Below are 26,490 nucleotides of genomic sequence, written 5' to 3'. Positions count from 1 at the left end.
GGATGTGAAATGAAAAAATTTTCACAACTTGTTTATCAGGTAATAACTTGCGAGAAGGCCATAATGCCGAAAATTAAACCTCAGTTATGAGAAAGTTTGCACAAAATCCACTATTCCCTGCCCAATTTCTTTCTTAAGGTGAACCTGTCACACAACTTCCATACTAGTTGTATAGCAGCTTAGCGCTCTAAAACAGATAACTTTCAAACGCCTGACGCTGTGTGACACCTGAACCTTTGTCCCCTTACCGTCCGTCTTGTGGAGAAGAAAATGAGTCAGGACATCAATAACACCGTAGCGACAAGCAAAACACGTCGCGTCATCAGGAACCTGCGCTGGTACGTACTGGTGCTGTTTCTTCTCGGCGTGACCGTTAACTACATCACCCGTAACTCGTTAGGTATTCTCGCCCCTGAACTGAAAGAGAGCCTCGGGATCACCACCGAGCAGTACTCCTGGATCGTCGGCGCGTTCCAGATCGCCTACACCATTTTCCAGCCCCTGTGCGGCTGGCTGATTGACGTTATCGGCCTGAAAATCGGCTTTATGGTCTGCGCCGGGATCTGGGCGCTGATGTGTATCTTCCACGCGGGTGCCGGAAGCTGGCTGCACCTGGCGATTCTGCGCTTCTTTATGGGTGCCTCTGAGGCCGCCGCCACGCCAGCGAACGCCAAAACCATCGGTGAATGGTTCCCGAAATCAGAGCGCCCTGTTGCCGCAGGCTGGGCGGGGGTAGGCTTCTCCATTGGGGCCATGCTGGCCCCGCCTATCATCTACTTTGCCCACGCGTCGTTCGGCTGGCAGGGTGCGTTTATGTTTACCGGCGTGCTGGCGCTGCTGTGGGTGATCCTGTGGTGGGCGTTTTATCACAACCCGGAACAGCACCCAAACCTGAGCCGCGATGAGCTGGCGTTTATCAAGCAGGATAACGAACCTGCGCCGGTCAAACTGCCCTTCCTGACCGCGCTGAAAACCGTCTCGAAGAACAAACGGTTCTACGGCATCGCCATCCCGGCCTTTATGGCGGAACCGGCCTGGGCCGTGCTGAGCTTCTGGGTGCCGCTGTACCTCGCCAAAGAGCACGGCATGGATTTGAAACAGATCGCGATGTTCGCCTGGCTGCCGTTCCTGGCCGCCGACCTCGGCAGCGTGGCGAGCGGCTACCTGACCCGGCTCTACACCCGCTGGTTTGGCTGCACCCGCGTCAACTCGGTGGTAGCCAGCTCCGTCACCGGCGCGTTTCTGATGATTTCTCTGGCCGTCGTGGCCGTGACCCGCGACCCGTATATCACCATCGTGCTGATCTCTATCGGCGGCTTCGGGCACCAGATCATCTCCTGCATGCTGAGCGCCCTGGTCGTGGAGTCGTTCGACAAAGGCCAGATGGCGACCGTCAACGGCATGCGCGGCTCGGCGGCGTGGATCGCCAGCTTCCTGTTCTCACTGTTAATCGGTGTGACCGCCGACAAAATCGGCTTTAACCCGCTTTTTATTGCCATGGGCTTCTTTGACCTGATTGGCGCTGTCTTCCTGGTAGCATTTATTGCTGAACGTCGCGCCAAGCGCGCCTGATAGTGGATGTATTGCATATGAAAACCCTGAAAAACTGGACCGTCGATACGCAGTCGGCGAATCATCTGGAACTGCTAATCGATAACCAGCACCGCCTGTGTCTGTATGTGCTGGAAGAGAATCTGTTCCGTGTGCTGATCAAACGTAAAGGCGAGCTGGCGCTGAACCGCACCTGGAGCATCGCGCCGGAACAAGATGTGCCGTGGGAAGGCCGCCGTCGTGACGATGTCAGCGGCTTCACCTGCCCTGCCTGGACGCTGACGCAGCAGGACGACACGTTAACCGTAGCGACTGAACAGCTGCGCGTCACCGTCCACCAGCCGCTGTGGCTGGAGTGGCACTACCGCAATGAGGCGGGCGAGTGGCAGCCGCTGGTCAATGACCGCCCGACCAGCGCCTACCTGCTGAACGCCCACGGTGACGGCGTGGCGCACTATCTTAGCCGTCGTAAGGATGAACGTTTTTACGGTCTGGGTGAGAAAGCGGGCGATTTACAGCGCAACGGCAAACGTTATGAGATGCGTAACCTGGACGCGATGGGCTATAACGCGGCCAGCACCGATCCGCTGTACAAGCACATCCCGTTCACCCTCACCCGTCGCGATGACGTGAGCTACGGTCTGTTCTACGATAACCTGAGCAGTTGCTGGCTGGATCTGGGTAACGAGATCGACAACTATCACACTGCCTACCGCCGCTGGCAGGCGGAAGCGGGCGATATTGACTACTACCTCTTCACCGGCAAGCGCGTGCTGGACATGACCAAAGCCTTCGTGCGCCTGACGGGGAAAACGCTGTTCGGACCGAAATGGAGCCTGGGCTACAGCGGCTCGACCATGCACTACACCGACGCGCCGGACGCGCAAAACCAGCTGATGAACTTCATCCGCCTGTGCGATGAGCATGCCATTCCGTGCGACTCGTTCCAGCTCTCCTCCGGCTATACCTCGATTAACGGCAAGCGCTACGTCTTTAACTGGAACTACGACAAAGTGCCGCAGCCGAAGGTGATGAGCCAGGCGTTCCACGACGCGGGGCTGCGGCTTGCGGCCAACATCAAGCCGTGTCTGTTGCAGGATCATCCCCGCTACAGCGAAGTGGCGGAACGCGGCCTGTTCATTCGTGATTCAGAAACCGATGCGCCTGAACGTTCCAGCTTCTGGGATGACGAAGGATCGCACCTTGACTTTACTAACCCGCAGACGGTGCAGTGGTGGCAGAACGGCGTGACCACGCAGCTGCTGGAGATGGGCATCGACTCCACCTGGAACGACAACAACGAGTATGAAGTGTGGGACGGGGAAGCGCGCTGCTATGGCTTCGGTCAGGAGATCGCCATCAAGCACATTCGCCCGGTGATGCCGCTGCTGATGATGCGCGCCTCGCTGGAAGCGCAGCAGCGCTTTGCGCCGGAGAAACGTCCGTATCTGATCTCCCGCTCCGGCTGTGCCGGGATGCAGCGCTACGTTCAGACCTGGAGCGGCGACAACCGCACCAACTGGGACACCCTGCGTTATAACATCCGCATGGGGCTGGGCATGAGCCTGTCCGGACTGTTCAACGTCGGTCACGACGTCGGCGGTTTCTCCGGCGACAAGCCGGATGCCGAGCTGTTCGTGCGCTGGGTACAGAACGGCGTGATGCACCCGCGCTTTACCATTCACTCGTGGAACGATGATCACACGGTGAACGAGCCGTGGATGTACCCGGGCGTCACGCCTGCGATTCGCAGCGCCATTGAACTGCGCTACCGCCTGCTGCCGTATCTCTACACCCTGCTCTGGCAGGCGCACGCCGACGACGAGCCGATGCTGCGCCCGACCTTCCTCGATCATGAGCACGATGCGCAGACGTTTGAAGAGTGCGACGACTTCCTGCTGGGCCGTGACCTGCTGGTGGCCAGCGTCGTCGAAGCCGGGCAGCGCGAGCGCCGCGTCTGGCTGCCGGATAACGAAACCGGCTGGTACGATTTTTACACTCACGCGTGGTATGCGGGCGGGCAATCGATCGTCCTTGATGCGCCGCTGGAAAAACTGCCGCTGCTGGTGCGCGCCGGTGCCGGTTTGCCGCTCAGCGAACGCATCCGTCACGTGAGCGCCGATAAAGACGATACCCGTGAGCTGAAACTGTTCCCGGTGAAAGGCGTCGGCACCACCTCCGGGCTGCTGTTTGAGGATGACGGCGAAAGCTGGGGCTACCAGAACGGCAATGCGCTGTGGGTGGAATGGGAGATGGTGTGCGACGGCGCAAGTATCAACCTGAAGGTGAATGCGCGCGGCGACTATCGTCCGGCATGGAAGGCGCTGAAGGTGTCATTACCGGCGGGGGAAAAACGTACGCTGCGGGTGAACGGAGTTGAAGGGGGCGAGTGGGTGCTCTGAACAATGCCGGGTGGCGGCTTCGCCTTACCCGGCCTACAAACTGATCCGTAGGCCCGGTAAGCGAAGCGCCACCGGGCTTTTTTTTAGCCGTCGATACCTTTACTGCGCAGGTAATCTTCGTAGTTACCGGTGAAGTCCACCACGCGCTCTGGCGTAATTTCGATCACGCGGGTCGCCAGTGAGCTGACGAACTCCCGGTCGTGAGAGACGAAGATCAGGGTGCCCTGATACATCTCCAGCGCCATGTTCAGCGACTCAATAGATTCCATATCCAGGTGGTTGGTCGGTTCGTCCATCACCAGAATATTCGGTTTTTCCATCATCAGCTTGCCGAACAGCATACGGCCCTTTTCACCACCGGAGAGCACTTTGGCGGGCTTTTTGATATCGTCCTGGCTGAACAGCAGACGCCCCAGAATGCTGCGTACCGCTTGTTCGTCGTCGCCTTCCTGCTTCCACTGGCTCATCCAGTCGAAGACGGTCAGATCGTTTTCAAACTCATATTCATGGTCCTGCGCGTAGTAACCAATCTGCGCGTTTTCAGACCATTTCACGGTACCGTTATCCGGTTGCAGTTCACCGACCAGGGTTTTCAGCATAGTGGATTTACCCACGCCGTTGGCGCCGAGGATAGCTATCTTCTCGCCCACTTCCAGCAGCAGGTTGAAGTTTTTGAACAGCGGGCCTTCATCGAAGCCTTTGGTGAGGGCTTCCACTTCCAGCGCGTTACGGAACAGCTTCTTGTCCTGCTCGAAGCGGATGAACGGGTTCTGACGGCTGGAGGCTTTAACCTCTTCCAGCTTGATTTTGTCGATCTGACGGGCACGCGACGTTGCCTGGCGCGATTTAGAGGCGTTGGCGCTGAAGCGGCTGACGAAGGATTGCAGGTCAGCAATCTGCGCTTTCTTCTTGGCGTTGTCGGCCAGCAGACGCTCGCGCGCCTGGGTTGCCGCCGTCATGTACTCATCGTAGTTGCCCGGATAAACGCGCAGCTCGCCGTAGTCCAGATCCGCCATGTGGGTACACACCATGTTCAGGAAGTGACGGTCGTGCGAGATGATGATCATGGTGCTGTCGCGATCGTTCAGCGTCTGCTCCAGCCAGCGGATGGTGTCGATGTCCAGGTTGTTCGTCGGTTCGTCGAGCAGCAGGATGTCCGGGTTAGAGAACAGCGCCTGCGCCAGCAGCACACGCAGCTTCCAGCCTGGCGCGACTTCGCTCATCGGGCCGTAATGCTGTTCAACCGGAATACCGACGCCCAGCAGCAGTTCGCCCGCACGCGCTTCCGCAGAGTAGCCGTCCATTTCGCCGTATTGCGTTTCCAGGTCGGCCACTTTGTAACCGTCTTCTTCGCTCATCTCAGCGAGACCGTAGATACGATCGCGCTCCTGCTTCACTTCCCACAGCTCCGCGTGCCCCATGATCACGGTGTCGAGCACGGTGAACTCTTCGAAGGCGAACTGATCCTGACGCAGCTTACCGATGCGCTCGTTAGGGTCGAGCGACACGTTACCGAGCGTTGGCTCCAGGTCACCGCCGAGGATCTTCATAAAGGTGGATTTTCCGCTACCGTTGGCACCAATCAGGCCGTAACGGTTGCCGCCGCCAAATTTGACGGAAATGTTTTCGAACAGCGGCTTACTGCCAAACTGCATAGTGACGTTGCTGGTAACTAACACGGAGAGATTCCTGCGAAAAGTGTGATAAACGCGGCATTATGCCACAATTCCGAATTGAGATCCCGTGTTGCGGTAATCCACTAAACTTTAACAAAATCGAAAAAAATGTGATTTCGTACACATCTGAATTCCCAGTTAACGGGAATGCACATATAATGCGCTCCCATTACCGATTCAGACTTATCAACTCATCGCCAGAATGGCTTAGATACCTCGCATAACATGAACATGAAATTAACAACGCTTTTTGCGGCGGCGTTAGCCGTAGTAGGTTTTTGTAAGACCGCGTCTGCGGTGACGTATCCCCTGCCGACAGACGGAAGCCGTCTGGTGGGTGAAAACCAGGTGGTGACGGTGCCGGAAGGGAACTCTCAGCCGCTGGAATACTTCGCGGCGCAGTATCAGCTCGGTCTGTCGAACATGCTGGAGGCGAACCCGGGCGTTGACCCGTATCTGCCGAAAGCGGGTACCGTACTCAACATTCCACAGCAGCTGATCCTGCCGGATACCGTGCACGAAGGTATCGTGATTAACAGCGCCGAAATGCGTCTGTATTACTACCCGAAAGGCACCAACACCGTGATCGTGCTGCCTATCGGTATCGGTCAGCTGGGTAAAGACACTCCGCTGAACTGGACCACCAAAGTGGAGCGTAAGAAAGCGGGCCCAACCTGGACGCCGACCGCCAAAATGCACGCTGAGTACATTGCTGCCGGCGAACCGCTGCCAGCTGTTGTGCCTGCCGGCCCGGATAACCCGATGGGTCTGTACGCGCTGTACATTGGACGTCTGTATGCCATCCACGGTACTAACGCCAACTTCGGTATCGGCCTGCGCGTAAGCCACGGCTGCGTGCGTCTGCGTAATGAAGACATCAAATTCCTGTTCGATAACGTGCCGGTCGGTACGCGCGTGCAGTTCATTAACGAACCGGTGAAAGCGACGTCAGAGCCGGACGGCAGCCGTTACATTGAAGTGCATAACCCGCTGTCCACCAGCGAAGATCAGATCAACAACAACGAAATCGTACCGATTAAGCTGACCAGCGCGGTGCAGTCCGTCACCTCTCAGGCGGATGTTGACACGACCATTGTTGACCAGGCGATTCAGAACCGTTCCGGTATGCCGGTGCGTCTGAACTAATCGTGAGAATTAAAAAAGCGGGCCGCGGGGCCCGCTTTTTTTTATCCGTTATTCACGATAACGATGCCGCCATGGTCATAGCGATAGTGACAATGGGCGTACTCCAGCGGCGTACCATCTTCAAGATAGATCACCTGCTCTACCTCCAGCACCGGGTCGGTTGGCTCGCAGACAAGGTGTTGCATATCCAGCGCACTGGGCTTCAGCGCCCGCACCACCCGATACGATCCCATGATCTTCAGCCCCAGCGTCTCCTGTACATACCGGAATACCGAACTTTCAAGATGGGTTTTGTTCAGACCGGGCACCAGATTGAGCGGCATTACCGTAGCGTCCAGAGACATCGGCTCACCGTTCAGTAAACGCAGACGGATAAAGTCATAGATCGGCGTATCCGGATTTATCATCAGCGATGCCTGCTCTTTCTCGTTCGGGAAGCGCAGTTCGAAGTGCACCACCTGACTCGTCACCGTGCCTAAATGTTCCCAGGTTTTGGTCGCCCCGAAGTAGTCGCTGCCGGAGAGATCCCACTGGGAAAGCTGGAGGAAATTTTTGCGGATGAACGTGCCCTGCCCCTGTCGGGTATAGACCAGCCCTTCTACGATCAGCTGACGCATCGCCTGCTGAATGGTCATCCGGCTGGTGCTGAACTCCGCCGCCAGCGCGAACTGGTCCGGCAGAGGTTCATTGGCGGCGTACTGCTGGGTGATAATGCGTTTCTTAATTTCCCGCGCTATGGTGATGTACTTCGCCGCCATCGTCCTTCCTTAAATTAGTGTTCTGTCCCGCTGTTTTTCAACGCCACTCGCTCGGCAACTTTGAGGAAAGGCAGGTAGAAGAATACACCAAATACGATGATTGCCAACTGCACCACCACCGCCCGCCAGTCCCCCGCCGTCGCCAGCCAGGCGCTGAGGATCGGCGGGGTCGTCCACGGGATCATCACCACGCAGCGCGACATGAGCCCCAGCGTGGTACAGAGCCACGCAAAGTAAATTCCGATAGCGGGCAGCAGCACGAACGGGATCATCAGCGGCAGGTTAAAGACTATCGGCAGGCCGAAAATCACCGGCTCGTTGATGTTAAACAGACCCGGCGCCAGCGACAGACGCGCCACCTGCTTCGCTGATTTCTGTCTTGAGAAGATGAAGATAGCAATCAGCAATGAGATAGTGCTGCCCGTCCCGCCCACCATGCCAAAGGTCGGCACAAAGATGTTGTTGATGATGTGCGGGATCGGCTGGCCGTTGGCAAAGGCCAGCATATTCTCATTGGTATTGATCAGCAGGAATGGCTCCAGCACCACGCTGTTGACCACCGACTGATGAATACCGAGCGTGAACAGGAAGTTACCGAAGCTGTAAATGAAGATCGTCCCGGGCAGGCTGGTGTTGATCAGCCGCAGCGGCTGCTGAATAAATGTCGTAATGAGATGGATCAGATCCGTGTGCAGCACGTTCGCCAGTATAGCCGCCAGCACCGCAAACAGGGAGAGCGTGAGGATCGTCGGGATCAGCGCGGTAAAGGATTTGCTCACCGCTGGCGGTACGTTCTCCCCTAGCGAAATGTGCAGCGCCTTCAGCCGTGAAATGGCGATAAACAGCTCGGTTGAGAGCAGCCCAATCAGCACCCCGGCGAAAATCCCGGTGGAGCCGATATTGGCGAACGTCAGCACCTGGGTAACGTTTACCGTGGCGTCGCTGCCGACGGGGGTAATCTGTAAGCGCATCGGCATCATGATGATGAAACTGCTGACGGCGATAACCACTGCCGAGACCGGATTGTCGAAATCTTTGTTGCGCGCCAGCGACCAGGCGATCATCGGCGCCAGCAGCAGCGCGGCGATGTTCAGCGTGCCGTTGATGATCGCCTCGCCCCACACCTTAAACTGCGTGAGCGTGTCGCCCTCTAAGATCCAGGGGAACACCACGTTATTCACCAGCACAGCCAGACCGGCAAGGATGAAAATCGGCATTACCGTGGCGAAGGCATCGCGCAGGGAGCGAAGATGCACCTGGTTTGCCAGGCGCGCCGAGAACTCAACAAATTTATCGACAAAAGACTGCATGTGCGGTGTTATTTTTGTTTCAGACATAGCGGATAGTTCCCATCAATCAGTCACAAAAACGGCCCGGCAGCGTACGGCTTACATCTCGCGTCCGTTGGTATGGATAACCTGTTTTAACCACGCGTAGCTCTTCTTCGGCACGCGCTTCAGGTCTTTCAGGTCGTGGTTTTCCCGGTTGACGTAGACCACGCCGTAGCGCTTACGCATGTCGCCCTGGGAGCTGAGAATGTCGATTAACCCCCAGCCGAGGTAGCCAATGACCTCAGCCCCGTCCTCGAACATCGCCGCTTTCATGGCCTCGATATGCGCCCGGTGGTAGTCGATGCGGTAGGTGTCCTCAATCGGATTCACGCCATCCCAGGACTCAATCACCCCAATGCCGTTCTCAATCGGGAATACTGGCATCCGCCAGTCGTTGGCATAGCGGGTGATGATGGTGCGAAAGCCCAGCGGGTCGATCTGCCAGTTCCACTCGGTGGCCTTCAGGTACGGATTGTTTTTCTCGCCGTGCAGCAGGTAATAGTTCACCGGCGTGCCTTCCGGGATGGCATCGCTGTCCAGCGTTTTGCTGGCGTAGTAGCTGAAGGCCATAAAGTCGTTCTTCGTGCGCGCAAACAGCGCGAGATCGTCTGCGCGGTAGATATCGCCGAAGCCTTCCTGCTCCACCACCGCCATCACCGCCGGGCTGTAGCCCTGGCCCGCGAAGACGCGCAGCAGGTTCTGGTTGAGGAATTCGTCGTACTGCTGGGCGCAGAAGATGTCACGCGGTTTGCAGGTGGCCGGATAAATCAGCTGGTGCGCCAGCATGCCGCCCATCAGCTTGCCCGGCTTAGTCTGGTGCAGGTACTCGGTCAGCGCCATGTGCGCCACCATGGTGTGATGCTGCACTTCGTACAGCTCGCGCAGGGTTTCCTCCCCCTTCATATAGCCGGAGATGCGGAAGGCTATCGGCATGTGGAAAATATTCTGCTCGTTAAAGGTCAGCCAGTACTTCACCCGGTCACCGTAGCAGTCGATCATCTTTTTGCCGTAGCGGATAAACGCCTCCACGACGCGACGATCGTTAAATCCGTTGTACTCCTGCGCCAGCGCCAGCGGCATATCGAAGTGGTAGAGGCAGACCATCGGCTCGATACCGCGGGCGATCAGATCGTCGATAAAACGGTCATAAAACGCGATGCCTTCGGCGTTGAACTCGCCGTCACCCTGCGGGCAGACGCGGCTCCAGGAGATCTGGAAGCGGTAGCAGTTCATGCCCAGATCCTGCATCAGGTCGAAATCTTCCCGGTAGCGGTGGTAGGAGTCGGTGGCCACTTTCCAGTCAGAGATATTTTCACCGGCTTCGCGAATGTCGTACACCGACATCCCCTTTCCGCCCTCATTCCAGGCCCCTTCCGTCTGCATGCTCGACACCGAGTTGCCCCATAAGAAGTTGGCTGGCAGTGATTGATTCATGGTTGCCTCCTATATGACTAGTCATTTAAATGATATGACTAGTCATATAGCCAGAGATGAAATTTCGATCAAAGGGGAGGAACGATTTTTGTGAGATGGGTTTGAATAATGACGAGGGATGTCTTGCGAACTGCGCCCTGGCAGCAAGTCATATTGCTGCCAGACGTAAATGAGTCTGCGCAATTCAGGGGAAAGATACCGAACCGCCGAACTCCATATAGATTTTTGCCAGATTATTTAACTGGTTAAAGCGATTTTCATACAGTGCCAGTTCGGCCTGACGGCGTTTCTCCTGAGCATCAAGCCAGAAAGAAATTCGCACCGCGCCCTGGCGATAGCGAACTTCGTTTAGCCTCTCTGATTTTTTCGCCAGTTCCAGGCCTTCACGTAGAAGCGTCTCCTGTTCCAGGAGTTGATGACGCAAAGCAAGCGCATCTTCTATGCTACTCATCGCCTTGTAAAGTTCCTGTTTAAACTCCAGAACCCGTTGCTCGTAGTCGTTGCGGGCAATCTTCACGTCCATGCCCCTTTCTCTCCATTCCAGGAACGGCAGGGTCAGGTTTGCTCCAACAGAGCCTACAGGATTTTCCAGGAAGGCCATAAGGCTGCTGCTGCTGGTGCCAAGCGAGCCGGTCAGACTAAACGCTGGATAAAATGCAGTACGCTGGACATCAACGGTTGCCAATGCTTCCCGTACCCGCCACTCTTTAGCGCTGATATCGGGTCGATGCCGCAGCACGTTGACCGGGATCTTTCCACTGACCTGCGGCAGTGGTCCCATTGGTAACGCTTTCGGTTCGACTATCGCGCTGCCCGGCGCGGTTCCAAGCAAAACGGCTTGCTGATTGAGCGCCTGTAAACGTTCATTCTTCAACGCCGCCAGCCTGTTTTCCTGCGAAAGCACGCCCTGCTGAGCATCCACAACATCCAGAGAGGAGGCACCGCCCGCGGCATAACGCGCGTTAGCCAGGCGCAGCGTCTCTTTTGCATAGTCGATGCTTTGTTGCAGGACAGACAGCTGCTGGTTAATAAAGCCTAAGCGCCAGTAATTATTACTGGCATTTGAAAGCAGCGTCAGGCGTGCAGAACGCAGATCTTCTTCCGAGGCAAAACGTGCCCACGCCTTCGCATCGCGCTGCCGCGCTATTTTGCCCCACAGATCCAGCTCATAGCTGGTATTAATACTGGCAACGCTGCCCCTGCTCCAGTGGGCTGAGCTGTTCAGCTGTTTTTTACCGTTAAGCGCGAGCGAACCTTTTAGTCCCGGATCGTTTGTGATGCCAATCCGCTCTTCTTCCAGGCGGGCGCGATAAACACGCAATACTGCTCCAGCGACATCGTTATTGCGCACCATCACCTGCCGCAGCCAGCCGTCGAGGTCTGGATCGTTAAAGGCCTGCCAGTCGAACGGCATCCTCTCCTCCGCAGCATCCGCCTGATACCAGTTGGCAGGATATTTCACCTCAGGAGGCTGATAGTCGCTTTTCAGAGAGTCGGCGCAGCCAGCACTAAGCAGGACAGCAAGGTATACCGTTAAAGGGGATAACATTTTCATGGGTTACTCGCTGGCCAGTGAAACGACCGGATCCATCCTTGCTGCCTTGCGGGCAGGGAGATAACCAAAGATCATGCCGATTAAAGTTGAGCAGAAGAATGCGGCAGTAGCGGCCTGCCACGAATAAATGGCGGTGAAAATGCCCCCTGCCAGCGCGGTGAACAGCGCTCCGGCGGCATACGACAGTGCAATACCTAACACTCCGCCTATTAGACATACCAGCACAGCCTCAATCATAAACTGCTGCATGATATCGCCCTGACGCGCACCGACCGCCATTCGTACGCCAATCTCATGGGTCCGTTCCGTGACCGACACCAGCATGATATTCATCACCCCAATGCTGCCGATCATCAGCGAGATGCAGGCCACCATCAGAATCAGGATGCTAAAGGTCATTGAGGTCCGTTCGATTGATTGTCGAATCTGCTCGAAATTATAAAGCTGGAAGTCTTTCACGCCGTGGCGTTGAGTGAGAAGCTGAGAAATAGCGCTGACCGCTGCCTCGTTGGCAACATCATCCTTAAGCCTTACGCTGATGTTGGTCAACACCGGTTTTCCTGTCATTCGATACATCACCGTGCTGTAAGGCATCCAGACGTTAATGCGATTAGGCGCATAGCTTCGGCTGTTCCCTTTGGCGATGCCGACAACCCGTGCAGGCACGGAACCCAGAAAAACGATTTGCCCAAGTGCCTTGAGTCCCGCATCGTCAAATAACGCCTTGCGGGCGTTTTCATCAATGATGACTTCCTGCGAGGCATTTCGATCGTCCTGGAAAGTTGATCCCTGCAACAGTTCAATACCGTTTACGCGAAAATGATCGCGCCCAACGCCATTGATCGTGGCGGTAGCGGATTTACCCAGAAAGCGAATGTTGTCGGAAGCGTTAACTTCGGGGCTGACGCTGTCAACAAACCCCTGCTTTGCTAATGCTTCGGCGTCTGCCGGGACCAGTGTACGAATGGCTTCAGTGCTGTCGTCAAAGAAATCCCTTCCCGGGTAGATGCTCACCACGTTGGTTCCAAGCTCCTTGATATTATCAAGGGTTCGCTGTTTCGCGCCTTCTCCCAGTGCCACCACCGTAACAACCGCGGCGATACCAAAAATAATGCCCGTCATGGTTAACGTCGTGCGCAGGCGATGCGCATTCATCGCTTTTAACGCCATGTGCAGGGATTCACGGGTACGGTCAACAATACTTTGCCACCAGCTTTGCTGAACGCTGTCAGGTCGTTTAAGGGCAACCCCGGAGGTAACACGACTGCCGGTATCAGAAATAATTTCACCGTCACGCAGCTCAATAATACGGTTAGCATGCTGCGCTACCTTCATATCATGTGTCACCATAACCACGGTATGGCCACGCTGATTCAGTTCACTGAGTATTGACAGTACCTCCTGACCGGACTGCGTATCCAGCGCGCCGGTGGGTTCATCCGCCAGAATGATTTCACCGCCGTTAATCAGCGAACGGGCAATACTCACACGCTGCTGCTGGCCGCCTGAAAGCTCTCCCGGCTTATGATGTTCACGACCTTCCAGCCCGAGTCTTCCAAGCAATGTCGCCGCGCGCAGACGGCGCTTTTCGCGCTCACTATTGGCATAAATCGCCGGAATTTCAACGTTACTTAACGCGCTCAGGTCGGGCATTAAATGATAACGCTGGAAGATAAAACCGATGTGCTCACGGCGGATCCTTGCCAGATCGTCAGGTGAAAGCTGGGCGGCATTTTGACCGCTGATAAAGTAATCGCCACAATCAGGGACATCGAGACAGCCCATAATATTCATCAGGGTTGACTTACCGGAACCGGAGGCGCCGATGATCGCGACCATCTCCCCAGCAGCGATAGTCAAATCAATCCCTTTAAGCACGGTGAGATCCTGTCCACCGTTCCTGTAGGTGCGGCTGATGCCCTTGAGTTCTATGATATTACTCAAGATACAAACCCTTCCCCGGGCGCTTTTTCACCCGGCTGCGATAACACAACATGTTCCCCGACTTTTACACCGTCCAGGATCTGGATATCCACACTGTTAGTAATGCCGGTTTTGACATCACGGGTTTCCAGCCGCTTATCACTGGTCAATATCTGCACCTGCTGTTTGTTGCCACTCACCTTGTGCACAGCCTGAATCGGCACCAGTAACGTATTTTTAGCTTCTCCAGCCAGCAAGGTCACCTGTGCTGTCATGGCAATTCGCAGCCGATTTTCTGGATTGGGGACATCCAGCAGCGCGTTGTAGTACACCGAAGCATTTGACGTGCCTGACCCTGAGGCTGAGCTACTGCTGGCAAGGCTATCATCTTTCATAACCGACTCAGGTGCCAGTTCAACGGTACGTAACGTGGCGTCATAATGCTTATCCGGCTCAGAGAAAATGGTGAATCTGGCTTTCTGTCCCGGTGAAATTCGCGTGATATCCGCCTCAGAGATCTGGGCTTTAATTGTCATCACGTCCAGACGTGCGAGTTTGATAATGGTCGGCGCACTTTGGCTGGAGTTAACCGTTTGGCCCTGTTGGGTGACAACGGCAATAACAATGCCGTCCATGGGAGCAACAACTTTTGTATAACCCAAATCGACCTTTTTCTTGTCGACATCAATTTGCGCCTGGACGAGTTTGGCATTCAGTGCCGATAGCTCAGCGCGGGTACTGGCCAGCGTGGTTTCAGCCGTTTCGAAATCTTCTCTCGAGCTGGCATCCTCATTTAACATCTGGCGCTGGCGCTTAAAACGCAATGAGGCTTGCTTCAACTGCGCCTGCTTAGCCTGAAGGTCCGCTTTTACCACGTTGAGAGCAGCTTCTGCGTTGCGTAAATCATTCCGCTGCGGCACGTCATCAATTTCAGCGATGAGCTGCCCTTTAGTGACACGATCGCCTAACTTCACCTTCAGCGACTTAACCTGGCCAGAAACCTGTGCCCCAACGTTGACCCGCTCAATCGCATCAATTCGACCGGTAGCAAGTACGGCGTTTTCAATATCGCCGATGCGTACTGGAGCGGTAACATACTCAGGAACCTCGGGGCTTCTCAGGAAGAAGAACAAGGCGATGCTAAAAATAATTAGCAGAGCCGCAGCACAGGTCATTACGCGTCGGGGAGGGAATTTTGTTAACATTACGCAGGTTTTCCATAACGATAAACAGCAGTGAATCAGGCATCATAGTAACATCGCCAGTATTTACGGGAGGTAAACCCGCGCTATTTGGTGAAGTAGCGTCATCATAGACCCCCGCCATCAATTACACAGAATCACCAGGTCCGCCTGTAAACCGCCGCAAGCGTGGGATTTTGTGCCTAAATCCACAGAGTCCCCTTTTGCTGAGCCCCACCTGCGATTTTTCCCATAATCGATTCATTGTGCATTAAGTGCTTAATTATAGTTGCAACTCACATATGATAATAGTAATTATTATCATTAGCATTTGCACTGATGGTTTATCTTGCAAGGTATACAGAGGTATCAGGAAACAAGCCTCTCCAGGTTTGTTGAACGGTCTCACACTCAACAAATGCATCTGAACACCGCGGCGTGGCAGCACGACGCCGCCTGGGCTGTTCAAAAGGACAACGGCGCGTAAGCGTTAATGGAAGCCGGGACAAGGAATTCCCGATTCACCAGCCTACGTCACGGAATAGTCAGCGACAGGACCGTTCGTAAGGCTGGTGAAACTCAAAAAGGACGCAGCGTCTGTCAAAGCAGGCTTAACGAAAATTAACGTCCTGCTGCTGGCATATGACTGCGTCGACTTCCTGATTTAATTCGTCAAGCGGAGAGGGATTTTCTCATGCGTATTTTGTTTGTAGGCCCGCCTCTCTATGGGCTGCTGTATCCTGTGCTGTCTCTGGCACAGGCGTTTCGCGTTAACGGCCATGAAGTGCTGATCGCCAGCGGAGGAAAATTCGCCCAAAAAGCGGCAGAAGCAGGGCTGGTGGTATTTGACGCCGCACCCGGTTTTGATTCTGAAGCTGACTATCGCCGCCGCGAGGCACAGCGAAAAGAAAGCAACATCGGCACAAAAATGGGCAACTTCTCATTCTTCAGCGAAGAGATGGCCGACCACCTGGTGGAGTTTGCCGGACACTGGCGGCCCGATCTCATCATCTACCCGCCGCTCGGCGTCATCGGGCCTCTGATTGCCGCCAAATACGATATACCGGTCGTAATGCAAACCGTCGGCTTCGGCCATACGCCCTGGCATATCAAAGGCGTAACGCGTTCGCTCGCGGACGCCTACCATCGCCACGGCGTTGGGGCCGCACCGCGCGATATGGCCTGGATCGACGTAACACCACCGAGCATGAGCATTCTTGAAAACGACGGAGAACCCATTATTCCCATGCAGTACGTCCCGTACAACGGCGGCGCGGTGTGGGAACCGTGGTGGGAGAGGACGCCCGACCGTAAACGTCTGCTGGTGAGTCTCGGTACCGTCAAACCGATGGTCGACGGCCTTGACCTGATCGCCTGGGTGATGGATTCCGCCAGTGAAGTCGATGCCGAGATCATCCTGCATCTTTCGGCCAATGCGCGGTCGGATCTGCGCTCACTGCCCTCAAATGTTCGCCTGGTCGACTGGATACCCATGGGAGCCTTCCTGAACGGCGCAGATGGCTTCATTCATCATGGTGGCGCGGGCAATACCCTGACGGCGCTGCACGCCGGTATTCCACAGATCGTCTTCGGCCAGGGTGCCGATCGCCCGGTAAATGCCCGCGCTGTTGTCGAACGCGGCTGCGGGATCATCCCCGGCGACGACGGCCTGTCGAGCAGCATGATCAATGCTTTCCTCGACAATCGCGCGCTTCGCGACGCCTCTGAAGAGGTAGCGGCGGAAATGGCAGCGCAACCCTGTCCGAGCGAGGTGGCGAAAAGCCTGATCGCGAGGGTACAGAAAGGGTAGCCACTACGCCGTCATGACGATCATACGCCAGCACGCATCCAGGAGATACGCCCGTAACAATGCGGGACCGGATCGGGCTGGCGCTTTTTTTTGCACAGCGATCCGACTTGGATCCTATTGTTTACAGACGGAGGAGGCTTAATGCCTGCGACTCACTCTCCCACTCCTGCGCGGTCCTGGATAGTTCGCCTGGCACGCGTGTGCTGGGAACGTAAGAAACTTAGCATCATCGTAGTGGTAGCGTCGGTCTCGACCATTCTGCTGGCCGCGCTGACGCCGTTGCTGACAAGGCAAGCGGTGAACGACGCGCTGGCGGGCAATCCGACTCGTCTGCCGTGGCTGGCCTGCGGGCTATTGCTGATTGCCTTTTTTGATTTCATCGGTAACTACGTGCGCCGCGGTTATGCCGGGGAGCTCTCGCTCTGGGTGCAGCACACCCTGCGAGGACGGGCATTCGACAGTATTCAAAAACTTGACGGCGCAGGCCAGGACGCACTGCGCACCGGGCAGGTGATTTCACGGACCAACAGCGATCTGCAGCAGGTACATACCCTGCTACAGATGTGCCCGGTGCCGCTGGCGGTGTTCACTTATTACATTGCCGGCATTGCCGTGATGCTGTGGATGTCACCCGCCATGACGCTCATCGTCGTGTGCGTACTGGCATGCCTGGCTATCACTGCGCTGCGCGCGCGTCGCCGGGTCTTTGCGCAAACCGGGCTGGCCTCGGACCGACTGGCAAATCTCACCGAACATATGCGCGAGGTGCTGGCGCAGATCTCAGTGGTAAAATCCTGCGTGGCGGAGCTGCGTGAAACGCGCTGGCTGGATCGCCAGTCGCGGCAGATGGTGCGGGTACGCATCGGCGCGGCCATCTCGCAGGCGATGCCAGGTGCCACCATGCTGGCGCTACCGGTGCTCGGGCAAATCGTCCTGCTGTGCTACGGCGGCTGGTCGGTTATGCACGGGCGCATCGATCTCGGCACCTTCGTGGCGTTTGCCAGCTTCCTCGCGATGCTGACCGGGCCAACCCGTGTACTGGCATCGTTTCTGGTTATCGCCCAGCGCACCCAGGCGTCCGTGGAGCGCGTGTTTGCTCTGATCGACACCCGTTCGCAGATGGAAGACGGGACGGAGGCGGTTAACGGTCAGGTTATCGGGCTGCAACTGGAGAATATGAGCTTCGAGTACCGTGGCGGCAGACGCATCCTCAGCGATGTCTCCTTTTCCCTGCACGCCGGTGAAACGGTGGCGGTAGTGGGCGCATCGGGTTCCGGGAAATCCACGCTGCTGATGCTGCTGGCGCGTTTTTACGATCCCAGCGCCGGAGAGATATGGCTCAACACCAGCGCAGGCCGACAGAACCTCCGCGATCTCAGGCTGGAGGCGCTTCGTCGTCGGGTAGGCGTTGTGTTTGAGGATGCTTTTCTGTTTGCCGGTACGGTGGCGGAAAATATCGCCTACGGGCACCCTCAGGCAACGGCGGACGACATTCGCCTCGCGGCGAGGGCAGCAGGAGCCAGCGATTTTATCAACGCCCTGCCGAAAGGCTTCGATACCCAATTAACCGAACGCGGTACGAATCTTTCCGGCGGACAGAGGCAGCGAATCGCGCTGGCGCGGGCGCTCATTACCGCGCCGGAAGTGTTGATCCTCGATGACACCACCTCTGCGGTCGATGCCGGTACTGAAGCGGAGATCAACACCGCGCTGAGTCGCTATGCTGACGAAAAGCATATGCTGCTGGTGATTGCCCGACGCCGTTCGACGCTTCAGTTAGCCAGCCGGATTGTGGTGCTGGATAAGGGCCGGGTGGTGGACACCGGAACCCAGGCAGAACTTGAAGCGCGCTGTCCGGCGTTCCGCGCGCTGATGACCGGCGACGGCGATTTCCTCGCGCCTTCCCACAGTGGGCCTAACGGATTGTGGCCGACCGTACCAGCGGCACAAGACGATGCGGCGCAGACGGGGGATAAAGGCTTTGTCGCCCGTATGACGCGCGTGCCGGAAAATGCAGTACAGCAGGCGCTGGCCGGTAAAGGCCGCAAAGTCACGTCGCTGCTGAAGCCCGTGGCGTGGATGTTCGTCATCGCCGCCCTGCTGATCGCCCTCGATTCGGCGGCAGGCGTCGGGGTACTGATACTGCTGCAGCGCGGCATTGACTCCGGCGTTGCCACAGGCGATATGTCGACTATCGGCCTCTGTGCCCTATTCGCCCTGTGCCTGGTGGCCGTGAGCTGGTGCTGTTATTCACTACAGACTGTCTTCGCCGCCAGAGCGGCAGAGTCAGTCCAGCATACGGTGCGCTTGCGCAGCTTCGGCCATATGCTGCGTCTTGGTCTCCCCTGGCATGAAAAGCATGTCGATTCACGTCTGACCCGCATGACCGTAGATGTGGACTCTCTCGCCCGCTTTCTGCAAAACGGCCTTGCCGGTGCAGCCACCAGCCTGGTGACAATGTTCGCCATCGCCGCCGCCATGTTCTGGCTCGACCCGCTCCTGGCGCTGACGGCATTAAGCGCGGTGCCAGTGGTCGCACTGGCAACCTGGATTTATCGCCGCCTCAGCTCCCCTGCTTATGCGCAGGCGCGGCTGGAAATAGGCAAAGTCAACAGCACCCTGCAGGAGAAAGTCTCCGGCTTGCGCGTTGTGCAATCGCATGGCCAGCAGGAACAGGAAGCCGCCCGGCTGCGCGCGTTATCGGATCGGTTCCGTGCGACCCGCGTACGTGCGCAAAAATACCTTGCCGTCTATTTCCCGTTCCTGACCTTCTGCACCGAGGCCTCCTATGCCGCCGTTCTTCTGGTGGGTGCATCGCGAGTCGCCGAAGGCGAAATGACCGCCGGGGTGCTGGCGGCTTTCTTCCTGCTGCTGGGGCAATTCTATGGGCCAGTGCAGCAGTTATCAGGAATTGTCGACGCCTGGCAGCAGGCGACGGCCAGCGGCAAACATATCAATGAACTGCTGGCGACCGAAGGCACAGAGAACATCGAGCCCTCTTCCGCACCGCCCGCCACCGGCGCGCTGCATCTTAATGAGCTCACGTTCAGTTATCCCGACAGTCCTCAACCCGCGCTGAACAAACTTACCCTGACAATCCCTGAGGGAAGGGTCGTCGCGGTCGTTGGTCGCAGCGGTGCGGGTAAGTCAACGCTGATTAAGCTGATCGCCGGATTGTATTCCCCCACCCACGGCAGGATCAGCATTGGCGATCGGATAATTGATGATGCCTCGCTTGCCGATTACCGTCGCCAGATTGGGCTGGTCGATCAGGATGTGGCGTTGTTTAGTGGTGATATCGCGGAAAACATTCGTTATTCACGGCCATCCAGTACCAATGACGACGTTGAGATTGCCTCTCAACAGGCAGGGCTGTATGAGACGGTGCGCAATCTGCCGCAGGGATTCCGCACACCGGTGAATAACGGCGGTGCCGATCTGTCCGCAGGTCAGCGCCAGCTGATTGCGCTGGCCCGCGCACAACTGGCGAATGCTCACATCCTGCTGCTCGATGAAGCCACGTCACGCCTGGATCGCACATCCGAAGAGCGATTGATGTCATCGTTAACAGACGTCGCGCACACCGGGAAGCACCTGGCGCTGATTGTGGCGCACCGTCTGACCACCGCGCAGCGCTGCGATCTGATTGCCGTTATCGATAAGGGGCAGCTTGCGGAATACGGCACCCACGAACAGCTGTTAGCGGCCGGCGGCCTCTACACCCGCTTGTGGCATGACAGCGTCGGCAGCTCTGTTCCCCATCGCCAGCACGACATCACGGGGGAAATCGTGGAAGAGTAATTGCGCACGTAAGACATTACAAAACACGCGCTAAAGCGGCTGTTCCCGGAATAGCCGCTTTAGCTATTTATACTGACACCCTTCATATTCAAAGAGAGTGAATGCTGAACATGCAACAACATCCCTCTGCTATCGCCAGGCTGCGCAGCCAGCTGGCAGCAGGCCACATTGCTAACCTTTCTGACTTCTGGCGAGACGCTGAGTCGCTAAATGTACCGCTGGTGACGCCAGTCGACGGAGCGAAAGACGAGCGTGATGTGACATTTCTGTGGCGCGCCAGGCACCCTCTACAGGGCGTTTATCTGCGTCTGAATCGGGTGACGGATAAAGAGCACGTGGCGAAAGGGATGATGACCGCCCTTCCCGCGACGGATATCTGGACTCTGACACTGCGTTTACCCGCAAGCTACTGCGGCTCCTATTCGCTGGTGGAAATCCCCCCCGGCACCCCGGCCGAGACGATTGCACAGTCCGGAGGCCGCTTTGCTACCCTCGTCGGGCACGCCGATCCGCTAAACAAAACGCCGGGGATCAACGTTCGGGGAAGCACACAGGAGTCGGTGCTGGCGCTTGATAAAGCCCCCGCCCAGTCCGAATGGCGCGGCGGCTCACCCAGCGGGCAATTGCTTACCTCGGCGCGCACTCTCGCCGGGGAATCGCGCCGGGTTCGGCTCTATCTGCCGGACGTTGATGTTTCGCAGCCCCTCGGCCTGGTGGTACTGCCCGATGGTGAAACCTGGTTCGATCACCTTGGCGTATGCGCGGCAATTGACGCCGCCATAAACAACGGACGCATCGTGCCCGTGGCTGTACTTGGCATCGACAATATCGATGAACACGAGCGAACTGCGATACTCGGCGGGCGCAGCGAGCTGATAAAGGATATCGCCGACCAGTTGTTGCCGACGATCCGCGCCGAACACCCGCAGCGGCGGTGGGCAGACCGTTCGCGCACCGTGCTGGCCGGACAGAGCCTCGGCGGGGTCAGCGCGCTCATGGCCGCTCGTTACGCACCGGAAACGTTCGGGCTGGCGCTCAGCCACTCCCCTTCGATGTGGTGGACGCCAGAGGGTGCCAGCCGGCCAAACGTGTTCAGCGAAACCGATACGTCATGGGTGAGCGAACATCTGCTTTCTGCCCCGCCGCAGGGCGTGCGCATCCGCCTGTGCGTGGGATCGCTGGAAGGTTCGACGGTACCCCACGTTCAGCGGCTGCATCAGCAGTTGCTTACCGCTGGCGTCGACAGCCATTGCGCAATGTATACCGGGGGTCACGATTACGCATGGTGGCGCGGCGCACTGATTGACGGGCTTGGTTTACTCCAGGGTTGACTTGACCCGCGAACACTTTCAGGCAACTGTACAGGCTTCCTGAATAAAGAAAATGTCACCTGCGGAAAAGGAATAAACATCAGATGTATGCCCGCGAGTATCGCCCAACACGCTCACGCAAGGCGCTTGTCACTCTTCTTTCTGGTCTCACCCTTATCTGGAATGCGCACGCTTTCGCAAAGCCGGATATGCAGCCACTGGGGCCGAATATCGCCGATAAAGGCTCTGCGTTTTACCATTTCAGCGTCAACTCGTTCGACTCCGCCGATGGCAGCCGCCATTATCGGGTATGGACGGCCGTGCCAAATAAAGCCGCACCGGCGTCGGGCTACCCGATTTTATATATGCTCGACGGCAACGCAGTTATGGACCGCCTGAACGACGACCTGCTCAAACAGCTGGCAGAAAAATCACCGCCGGTGATTGTGGCTGTCGGGTATCAGACCAACCTCCCCTTCGATCTCAACGGCAGGGCCTACGACTATACGCCAGCAGCAGAAAGCGGCAAAACGGATACCCGCAGCCGTAAGAGTGGGGGTAGCAACGACTTCCGCCAGTTACTGGAAACGCGTATAGCGCCAAAGGTGGAACAGGGATTGAATATCGATCGGCAGCATCGCGGCCTGTGGGGGCACTCCTACGGCGGCCTGTTCGTGCTGGATGCATGGCTGTCTTCCCCTTATTTCCGGACGTATTACAGCGCCAGCCCGTCGTTGGGCAGAGGCCATGATGCGCTACTGAGCCGCATCACGGCGGTTGAGCCGTCGCAACACTGCGCCAGGCGCCTGATGATAATGGAAGGTTCGGCGACACCGGGCAATAACCGGGAAACGCATGCTGCCGGAGTGCTGACGAAAATTCATGCCACCCTCGCCACGCTGGAAGATAAAGGCGTCAATGCCGCCTTTTGGGATTTCCCAAACCTGGGACACGGGCCGATGTTCAACGCCTCCTTCCGCGGAGCGCTGTTAGATATCAGTGGTGAAAACGCAGGTAACACAGCAGGCTGTCATTCATTAAGCCGCTAAACACTGCCCGCCTTGACGCGGGCAGTACACCTGTAACACTACGATCAAAATGACGCGGTAACACCGGCATAATAAGCCCGGCCAGGCTCGTTATAGGTATTCGCCCCTTCGGAAGATCGGTAAATCTGTTTATCTAAGATATTGCTGACACCAACGTTAAGACGCAGATTTTTATTAATATCGTAATTGAAGTTCGTCCCCACCAGCGAATAAGCGCCCAGCTCTTTACCTGACAGACCGCCAGTATCTTCACTACGAGTTTCCGAATGAGTACGCGGTTTTTGTCTGCCGTATAACGTCCAGTTGACGCTGGCAGAGAACGCCTGGGTGATGGTCCAGTCAAGCGAGTTATTAATGGTGTATTTCGGGATGATCGACAGCGGATTACCGGTGTCTTTTTGCTCCGAGGTGATCATCCAGGTGGCATTGGTATTCCAGTTCAGACGATCTTTCACCAGCGGGAACGCCATGCTGGCTTCGATACCGTCCACCAGCGCTTTCCCGCCGTTCTGCCACTGGAGAATATATGCGCCGGAAGCGGTTTGCCCGATAACATTATCGCCGGCCACGATCTTATTCTGGTAGTCATTGCGGAAGTAGGTCACGCTGGCATGGTAATCTTCCCAGGCGAACTCCAGCCCAATTTCTTTATTGATGCTAATTTCCGGATCGAGATCTTTATTACCGATCAGGTAGCAGCCGCCCGATGTAATATCTTTTGGACAACCGTTGCCTTTCGAGTAGAGCAGATAACCTTCGCTGGATTGATACAGGTTTGGTGCTTTAAAGGTTCGGGCAATCCCCGCTTTGACTTTGAAGTAATCGCCCAATTCCTGCGAGAGGTTCAGGCTGGGGCTGAAGTTACCGCCGGACTCGTTGAGATAATCAAAGCGCAGGCCGGGAATGATATTCGTGCCGGGAACCGGCTCAATATTATCTTCAATATACAGCGCACTGATTTGGGAATGGTTTTTACTGCTGCGATCCGCAGCCGAGCCAGAAATGCCGCCGATATCACTGTCATCCACGGTCAGGCTGGTAGAGGAAGGATCGTCGAGCTCATCGCGGCTCCACTCCGCACCCACGGTCAGCGTTTGATCGACCAGCGCATTCAGCGGAATATTAAGCTCGCCGCTGGTTCGCCAGGAGCTCAGGCGATTGGTCGTGAACTTTTCATCCGCCGAAATACGCCCTTCACCGCCGCCGGATAATCCTTCATTCATGCGGGTGTTATTGGTTTTCTCGTAATAGACACCAAAACGGCTTTGACCCCAGTCCCAGATACCATTATGTGTAATGCCATAATTCTGCCGGTACAGGCGGTTCGTCTCTTCGCCGGATTTCGCCAGGCTTTCAGTGACGGCACTGGAAGAACTGTTTTGCGTATCGCCTGCATAGATATTCCCCTGGCGGCTATATCCGGCTTCGAAATCGATAATTTGCTGCGGATTTAATTTCCACGAGACAACGCCGTTAATATCTTTGTTGCGCACCCCTTCATGCCCGGCCGCGTTTTTCGTACCGGCCGAGGAGTTAATATCCCAGCTGTCGGCATCGGTTTTATTCAGGTTTCCGTACAGGCGCATGGTCAGCGCATCGCCAGCCAGCGGCCCGCTAAGGCTGAAGTTGGCGCGACGCGTAGCGCCTTCGTCGCTGCTTTCCGGCTGGTTGGTGTATAACGACAGCGAACCGTGCCAGTCGTTGGTAGGGCGTTTGGTAATGATGTTCACCACCCCGCCCGCTGCGCCCGAACCGTAGCGTGCCGCCGCAGGGCCGCGGATCACTTCAATACGCTCAACCTGTTCCGGTGGCACCCAGTTGGTGTCGCCGCGGGTATCACGCTCTCCACGCCAGCTATAACGCACGGCGTTGCGCGACGTCACAGGCACACCATCAATTAAAATTAAGGTGTTCTCCGGCCCCATGCCGCGAATGTCGATCTGGCGGTTATTACCACGTGTACCCGAGGCGCTGTTGCCGGTCAGATTGACACCGGGCATTTTGCGAATAATATCGGAGAGATCGTTGACCGGAGGGTTCTTTTTAATATCTTCGCTGGTAATAATCGACACGCCCGGCTGCTGTTTGAGTACCTGCTCAGCGGTGGCTTCCACCACCAGGGTCTCGTCGTTATCATCGGAGGATTTTGCCAGTGATACCTGACTGTTCAACCCTGCCAGGAGCGCAGTGAGCGGCCAGAAGATCTTGATAATTCTCATACCCATTCCCTAATACATGCCTAACGCAAAAGTGATCGATCGTTAAGCTCACATCCTTGCCAGATATTTTAAACTGCCATTATTTTTATAATAAGAATGATAATTAATATCATTTAAGGAGGATTAAGGCAATCCTTAATACACGGATGCGCGCATTAATGAAACGCACGCATTGGCCCGGAGTGATTCTTCCCGGGTGCCGCCCTGTGCGTTCGTAAAGCTGGCATACTGAAACTGCGGAAGAAGAGAACAGCCCATTGGTATTTCGTGTAGTGACATAACGTTAATATGTCATTACAAGGGAACGCAGCCCCGGTAAGCGCAAGCGCCACCGGGGAAAGAAAGGTTATTGTTGCGCTAACTGATTGCGACGGTACTCGCCCTGGCGCTCCAGCATCCAGCCAGGATACTCGCGCGGCAGCGCGCTGACCGCATCCAGCTGTTTCAGCTCATCATCGCTCAGCTGAATGCCGGTTGCGGCAATGTTGTCATCCAACTGATCGACCCGTTTCGCCCCGATGATGACGCTGGTCACCGCTTTCTGGTGCAGCAGCCACGCCAGCGCGATTTGCGCCACGGAAACGCCTTTACTTTCGGCGATGGTACGCATCACGTCCACGCAGTCGAAGGCGCGATCTTTATTCACCGGCGGGAAGTCGAACGCCAGGCGACGACTACCGGCCGCGCTCTGCCCGTCGCGATCGTATTTTCCGCTCAGCAGACCACCCGCCAGCGGGCTCCATACCATCAACCCGACGCCTTCGCTCTGCATCATCGGCACCAGTTCGCGCTCAAGGTCGCGCCCGGCGATGGTGTAGTACGCCTGCAATGAGGCAAAACGCGCCAGCCCCAGACGCTCAGAGATGCCGAGCGCTTTGGCAATCTGCCATGCCGCCCAGTTCGAGACGCCGATATAGCGTACGTGACCGTGCTGCACAAGATTATCCAGCGCGTAAAGCGTCTCCTCGATGGGGGGCGCGGGGTCGAAACCGTGCAGCTGATAGAGATCGATATGATCCAGCTGCAAGCGACGCAGGCTCTCCTTCACGCCGCTGATGATGTGATAGCGCGAGCTACCGCGCGAGTTCACCCCCGCTGTGCCGGTTTCACCGAACACCTTGGTGGCAACGACCACGTTTTCGCGCGGAATTTTCAGGTTCTTCAGCGCCTGCCCGGTGATCTCCTCTGAACGCCCTTCCGAGTAGACATCTGCCGTGTCGATAAAATTGATCCCGGCGTCCAGCGCGCGGCCCACCAGCTGCTCGGCGTCGCTTTGCTGAAGCTGACCAATTTTGCCCCACATGCCGCCTTCACCGCCGAAGGTCATGGTGCCGAGGCAGAGTT

16 protein-coding genes are annotated in these 26,490 nt (G+C 56.5%); 7 read left to right on the top strand and 9 right to left on the bottom strand.

The features are described from left to right. The first annotated feature begins 270 nt into the window (after nt 1-270). Together FZF21_RS07160 and FZF21_RS07155 are read left to right on the top strand one after the other, a co-directional pair. A complete protein-coding gene (locus tag FZF21_RS07160) occupies nt 271-1,572 on the top strand; it encodes an MFS transporter (protein WP_015571039.1) in 1,302 nt (433 codons plus the stop codon). Between the two features lie 17 nt (nt 1,573-1,589). Further along, a complete protein-coding gene (locus FZF21_RS07155; protein ID WP_149120991.1) occupies nt 1,590-3,953 on the top strand; it encodes a glycoside hydrolase family 31 protein in 2,364 nt (787 codons plus the stop codon). Nucleotides 3,954-4,036: 83 nt separating this feature from the next. On the opposite strand, the gene FZF21_RS07150 is transcribed toward FZF21_RS07155, so the two are convergent. After that, nucleotides 4,037-5,632 (bottom strand): ABC-F family ATPase, encoded by a 1,596-nt coding sequence (locus FZF21_RS07150; RefSeq protein WP_023296172.1) that lies wholly within the window; start codon nt 5,630-5,632, stop codon nt 4,037-4,039. Nucleotides 5,633-5,854: 222 nt separating this feature from the next. Here FZF21_RS07150 and ldtB point away from each other — a divergent pair, with 222 nt between their 5' ends. Then, on the top strand, nt 5,855-6,775 hold the full coding sequence (gene ldtB, locus FZF21_RS07145; protein WP_015571042.1) for a L,D-transpeptidase: 921 nt from the start codon (nt 5,855-5,857) through the stop codon (nt 6,773-6,775). A 41-nt stretch (nt 6,776-6,816) separates the two neighbouring features. Here ldtB and FZF21_RS07140 read toward each other — a convergent pair whose 3' ends face one another. From FZF21_RS07140 to FZF21_RS07115, 6 genes are all read right to left on the bottom strand, one after another. Continuing rightward, a complete protein-coding gene (locus tag FZF21_RS07140) occupies nt 6,817-7,533 on the bottom strand; it encodes a GntR family transcriptional regulator (RefSeq protein ID WP_015571043.1) in 717 nt (238 codons plus the stop codon). A 14-nt stretch (nt 7,534-7,547) separates the two neighbouring features. Next, on the bottom strand, nt 7,548-8,870 hold the full coding sequence (locus FZF21_RS07135) for a PTS transporter subunit EIIC (RefSeq protein ID WP_023296170.1): 1,323 nt from the start codon (nt 8,868-8,870) through the stop codon (nt 7,548-7,550). A gap of 51 nt (nt 8,871-8,921) precedes the next feature. After that, the gene (locus tag FZF21_RS07130; protein ID WP_047737798.1) at nt 8,922-10,298 is read right to left on the bottom strand and encodes a glycoside hydrolase family 1 protein; all 1,377 of its coding nucleotides are present in this window, start codon (nt 10,296-10,298) and stop codon (nt 8,922-8,924) included. 184 nt (nt 10,299-10,482) lie between these two features. Next, entirely contained in the window at nt 10,483-11,853 is a 1,371-nt protein-coding gene (locus FZF21_RS07125) for an efflux transporter outer membrane subunit (protein ID WP_149120992.1), read from the bottom strand. Nucleotides 11,854-11,856: 3 nt separating this feature from the next. After that, nucleotides 11,857-13,797, bottom strand: coding sequence for a MacB family efflux pump subunit (locus FZF21_RS07120; protein WP_149120993.1), 1,941 nt, complete (start codon nt 13,795-13,797; stop codon nt 11,857-11,859). Then, the gene (locus tag FZF21_RS07115) at nt 13,794-14,951 is read right to left on the bottom strand and encodes an efflux RND transporter periplasmic adaptor subunit (RefSeq protein WP_101677586.1); all 1,158 of its coding nucleotides are present in this window, start codon (nt 14,949-14,951) and stop codon (nt 13,794-13,796) included. The genes FZF21_RS07120 and FZF21_RS07115 overlap by 4 nt, the downstream gene beginning before the upstream one ends. 700 nt (nt 14,952-15,651) lie before the next feature. Between FZF21_RS07115 and iroB the strand changes: the two genes are divergently transcribed. The 4 genes from iroB to FZF21_RS07095 all read left to right on the top strand — a co-directional run bounded on the left by iroB (nt 15,652) and on the right by FZF21_RS07095 (nt 22,927). Continuing rightward, nucleotides 15,652-16,767: a salmochelin biosynthesis C-glycosyltransferase IroB gene (iroB, locus tag FZF21_RS07110; RefSeq protein ID WP_017384908.1), complete on the top strand. Its 1,116-nt coding sequence runs from the start codon at nt 15,652-15,654 to the stop codon at nt 16,765-16,767. A 141-nt stretch (nt 16,768-16,908) separates the two neighbouring features. After that, complete coding sequence (gene iroC / locus FZF21_RS07105) at nt 16,909-20,568, top strand: salmochelin/enterobactin export ABC transporter IroC (protein WP_047717914.1); 3,660 nt, start codon at nt 16,909-16,911, stop codon at nt 20,566-20,568. A 101-nt stretch (nt 20,569-20,669) separates the two neighbouring features. Then, nucleotides 20,670-21,899, top strand: a complete 1,230-nt coding sequence (locus FZF21_RS07100; RefSeq protein WP_017384910.1) for an esterase family protein — start codon at nt 20,670-20,672, stop codon at nt 21,897-21,899. 83 nt (nt 21,900-21,982) lie between these two features. Beyond that, nucleotides 21,983-22,927 (top strand): alpha/beta hydrolase, encoded by a 945-nt coding sequence (locus FZF21_RS07095; protein WP_047737804.1) that lies wholly within the window; start codon nt 21,983-21,985, stop codon nt 22,925-22,927. A 44-nt stretch (nt 22,928-22,971) separates the two neighbouring features. Here the strand turns inward: FZF21_RS07095 and iroN are convergent, their stop codons facing one another. Together iroN and FZF21_RS07085 are read right to left on the bottom strand one after the other, a co-directional pair. Further along, nucleotides 22,972-25,146 (bottom strand): siderophore salmochelin receptor IroN, encoded by a 2,175-nt coding sequence (gene iroN, locus FZF21_RS07090; protein WP_023303341.1) that lies wholly within the window; start codon nt 25,144-25,146, stop codon nt 22,972-22,974. 346 nt (nt 25,147-25,492) lie between these two features. Then, nucleotides 25,493-26,473, bottom strand: a complete 981-nt coding sequence (locus FZF21_RS07085) for an aldo/keto reductase (RefSeq protein ID WP_244323627.1) — start codon at nt 26,471-26,473, stop codon at nt 25,493-25,495. Between the last annotated feature and the right edge of the window lie 17 nt (nt 26,474-26,490).

The sequence above is a fragment of the Enterobacter sp. LU1 genome, from assembly GCF_008271405.2.
Lineage (GTDB): Bacteria > Pseudomonadota > Gammaproteobacteria > Enterobacterales > Enterobacteriaceae > Enterobacter > Enterobacter hormaechei_C.
This window is presented reverse-complemented; position numbering and strand designations above follow the sequence as displayed.

Bases quoted from the DNA above. Each gene is read 5' to 3' on its own strand.
- FZF21_RS07160 (WP_015571039.1), top strand. From the start codon at position 271: ATGAGTCAGGACATCAATAACACCGTAGCGACAAGCAAAACACGTCGC.
- FZF21_RS07155 (WP_149120991.1), top strand. From the start codon at position 1,590: ATGAAAACCCTGAAAAACTGGACCGTCGATACGCAGTCGGCGAATCAT.
- ldtB (WP_015571042.1), top strand. From the start codon at position 5,855: ATGAACATGAAATTAACAACGCTTTTTGCGGCGGCGTTAGCCGTAGTA.
- FZF21_RS07140 (WP_015571043.1), bottom strand. From the start codon at position 7,533: ATGGCGGCGAAGTACATCACCATAGCGCGGGAAATTAAGAAACGCATT.
- FZF21_RS07135 (WP_023296170.1), bottom strand. From the start codon at position 8,870: ATGTCTGAAACAAAAATAACACCGCACATGCAGTCTTTTGTCGATAAA.
- FZF21_RS07130 (WP_047737798.1), bottom strand. From the start codon at position 10,298: ATGAATCAATCACTGCCAGCCAACTTCTTATGGGGCAACTCGGTGTCG.
- FZF21_RS07125 (WP_149120992.1), bottom strand. From the start codon at position 11,853: ATGAAAATGTTATCCCCTTTAACGGTATACCTTGCTGTCCTGCTTAGT.
- FZF21_RS07115 (WP_101677586.1), bottom strand. From the start codon at position 14,951: ATGACCTGTGCTGCGGCTCTGCTAATTATTTTTAGCATCGCCTTGTTC.
- iroB (WP_017384908.1), top strand. From the start codon at position 15,652: ATGCGTATTTTGTTTGTAGGCCCGCCTCTCTATGGGCTGCTGTATCCT.
- iroC (WP_047717914.1), top strand. From the start codon at position 16,909: ATGCCTGCGACTCACTCTCCCACTCCTGCGCGGTCCTGGATAGTTCGC.
- FZF21_RS07100 (WP_017384910.1), top strand. From the start codon at position 20,670: ATGCTGAACATGCAACAACATCCCTCTGCTATCGCCAGGCTGCGCAGC.
- FZF21_RS07095 (WP_047737804.1), top strand. From the start codon at position 21,983: ATGTATGCCCGCGAGTATCGCCCAACACGCTCACGCAAGGCGCTTGTC.
- iroN (WP_023303341.1), bottom strand. From the start codon at position 25,146: ATGAGAATTATCAAGATCTTCTGGCCGCTCACTGCGCTCCTGGCAGGG.
- FZF21_RS07085 (WP_244323627.1), bottom strand. From the start codon at position 26,473: ATGACCTTCGGCGGTGAAGGCGGCATGTGGGGCAAAATTGGTCAGCTT.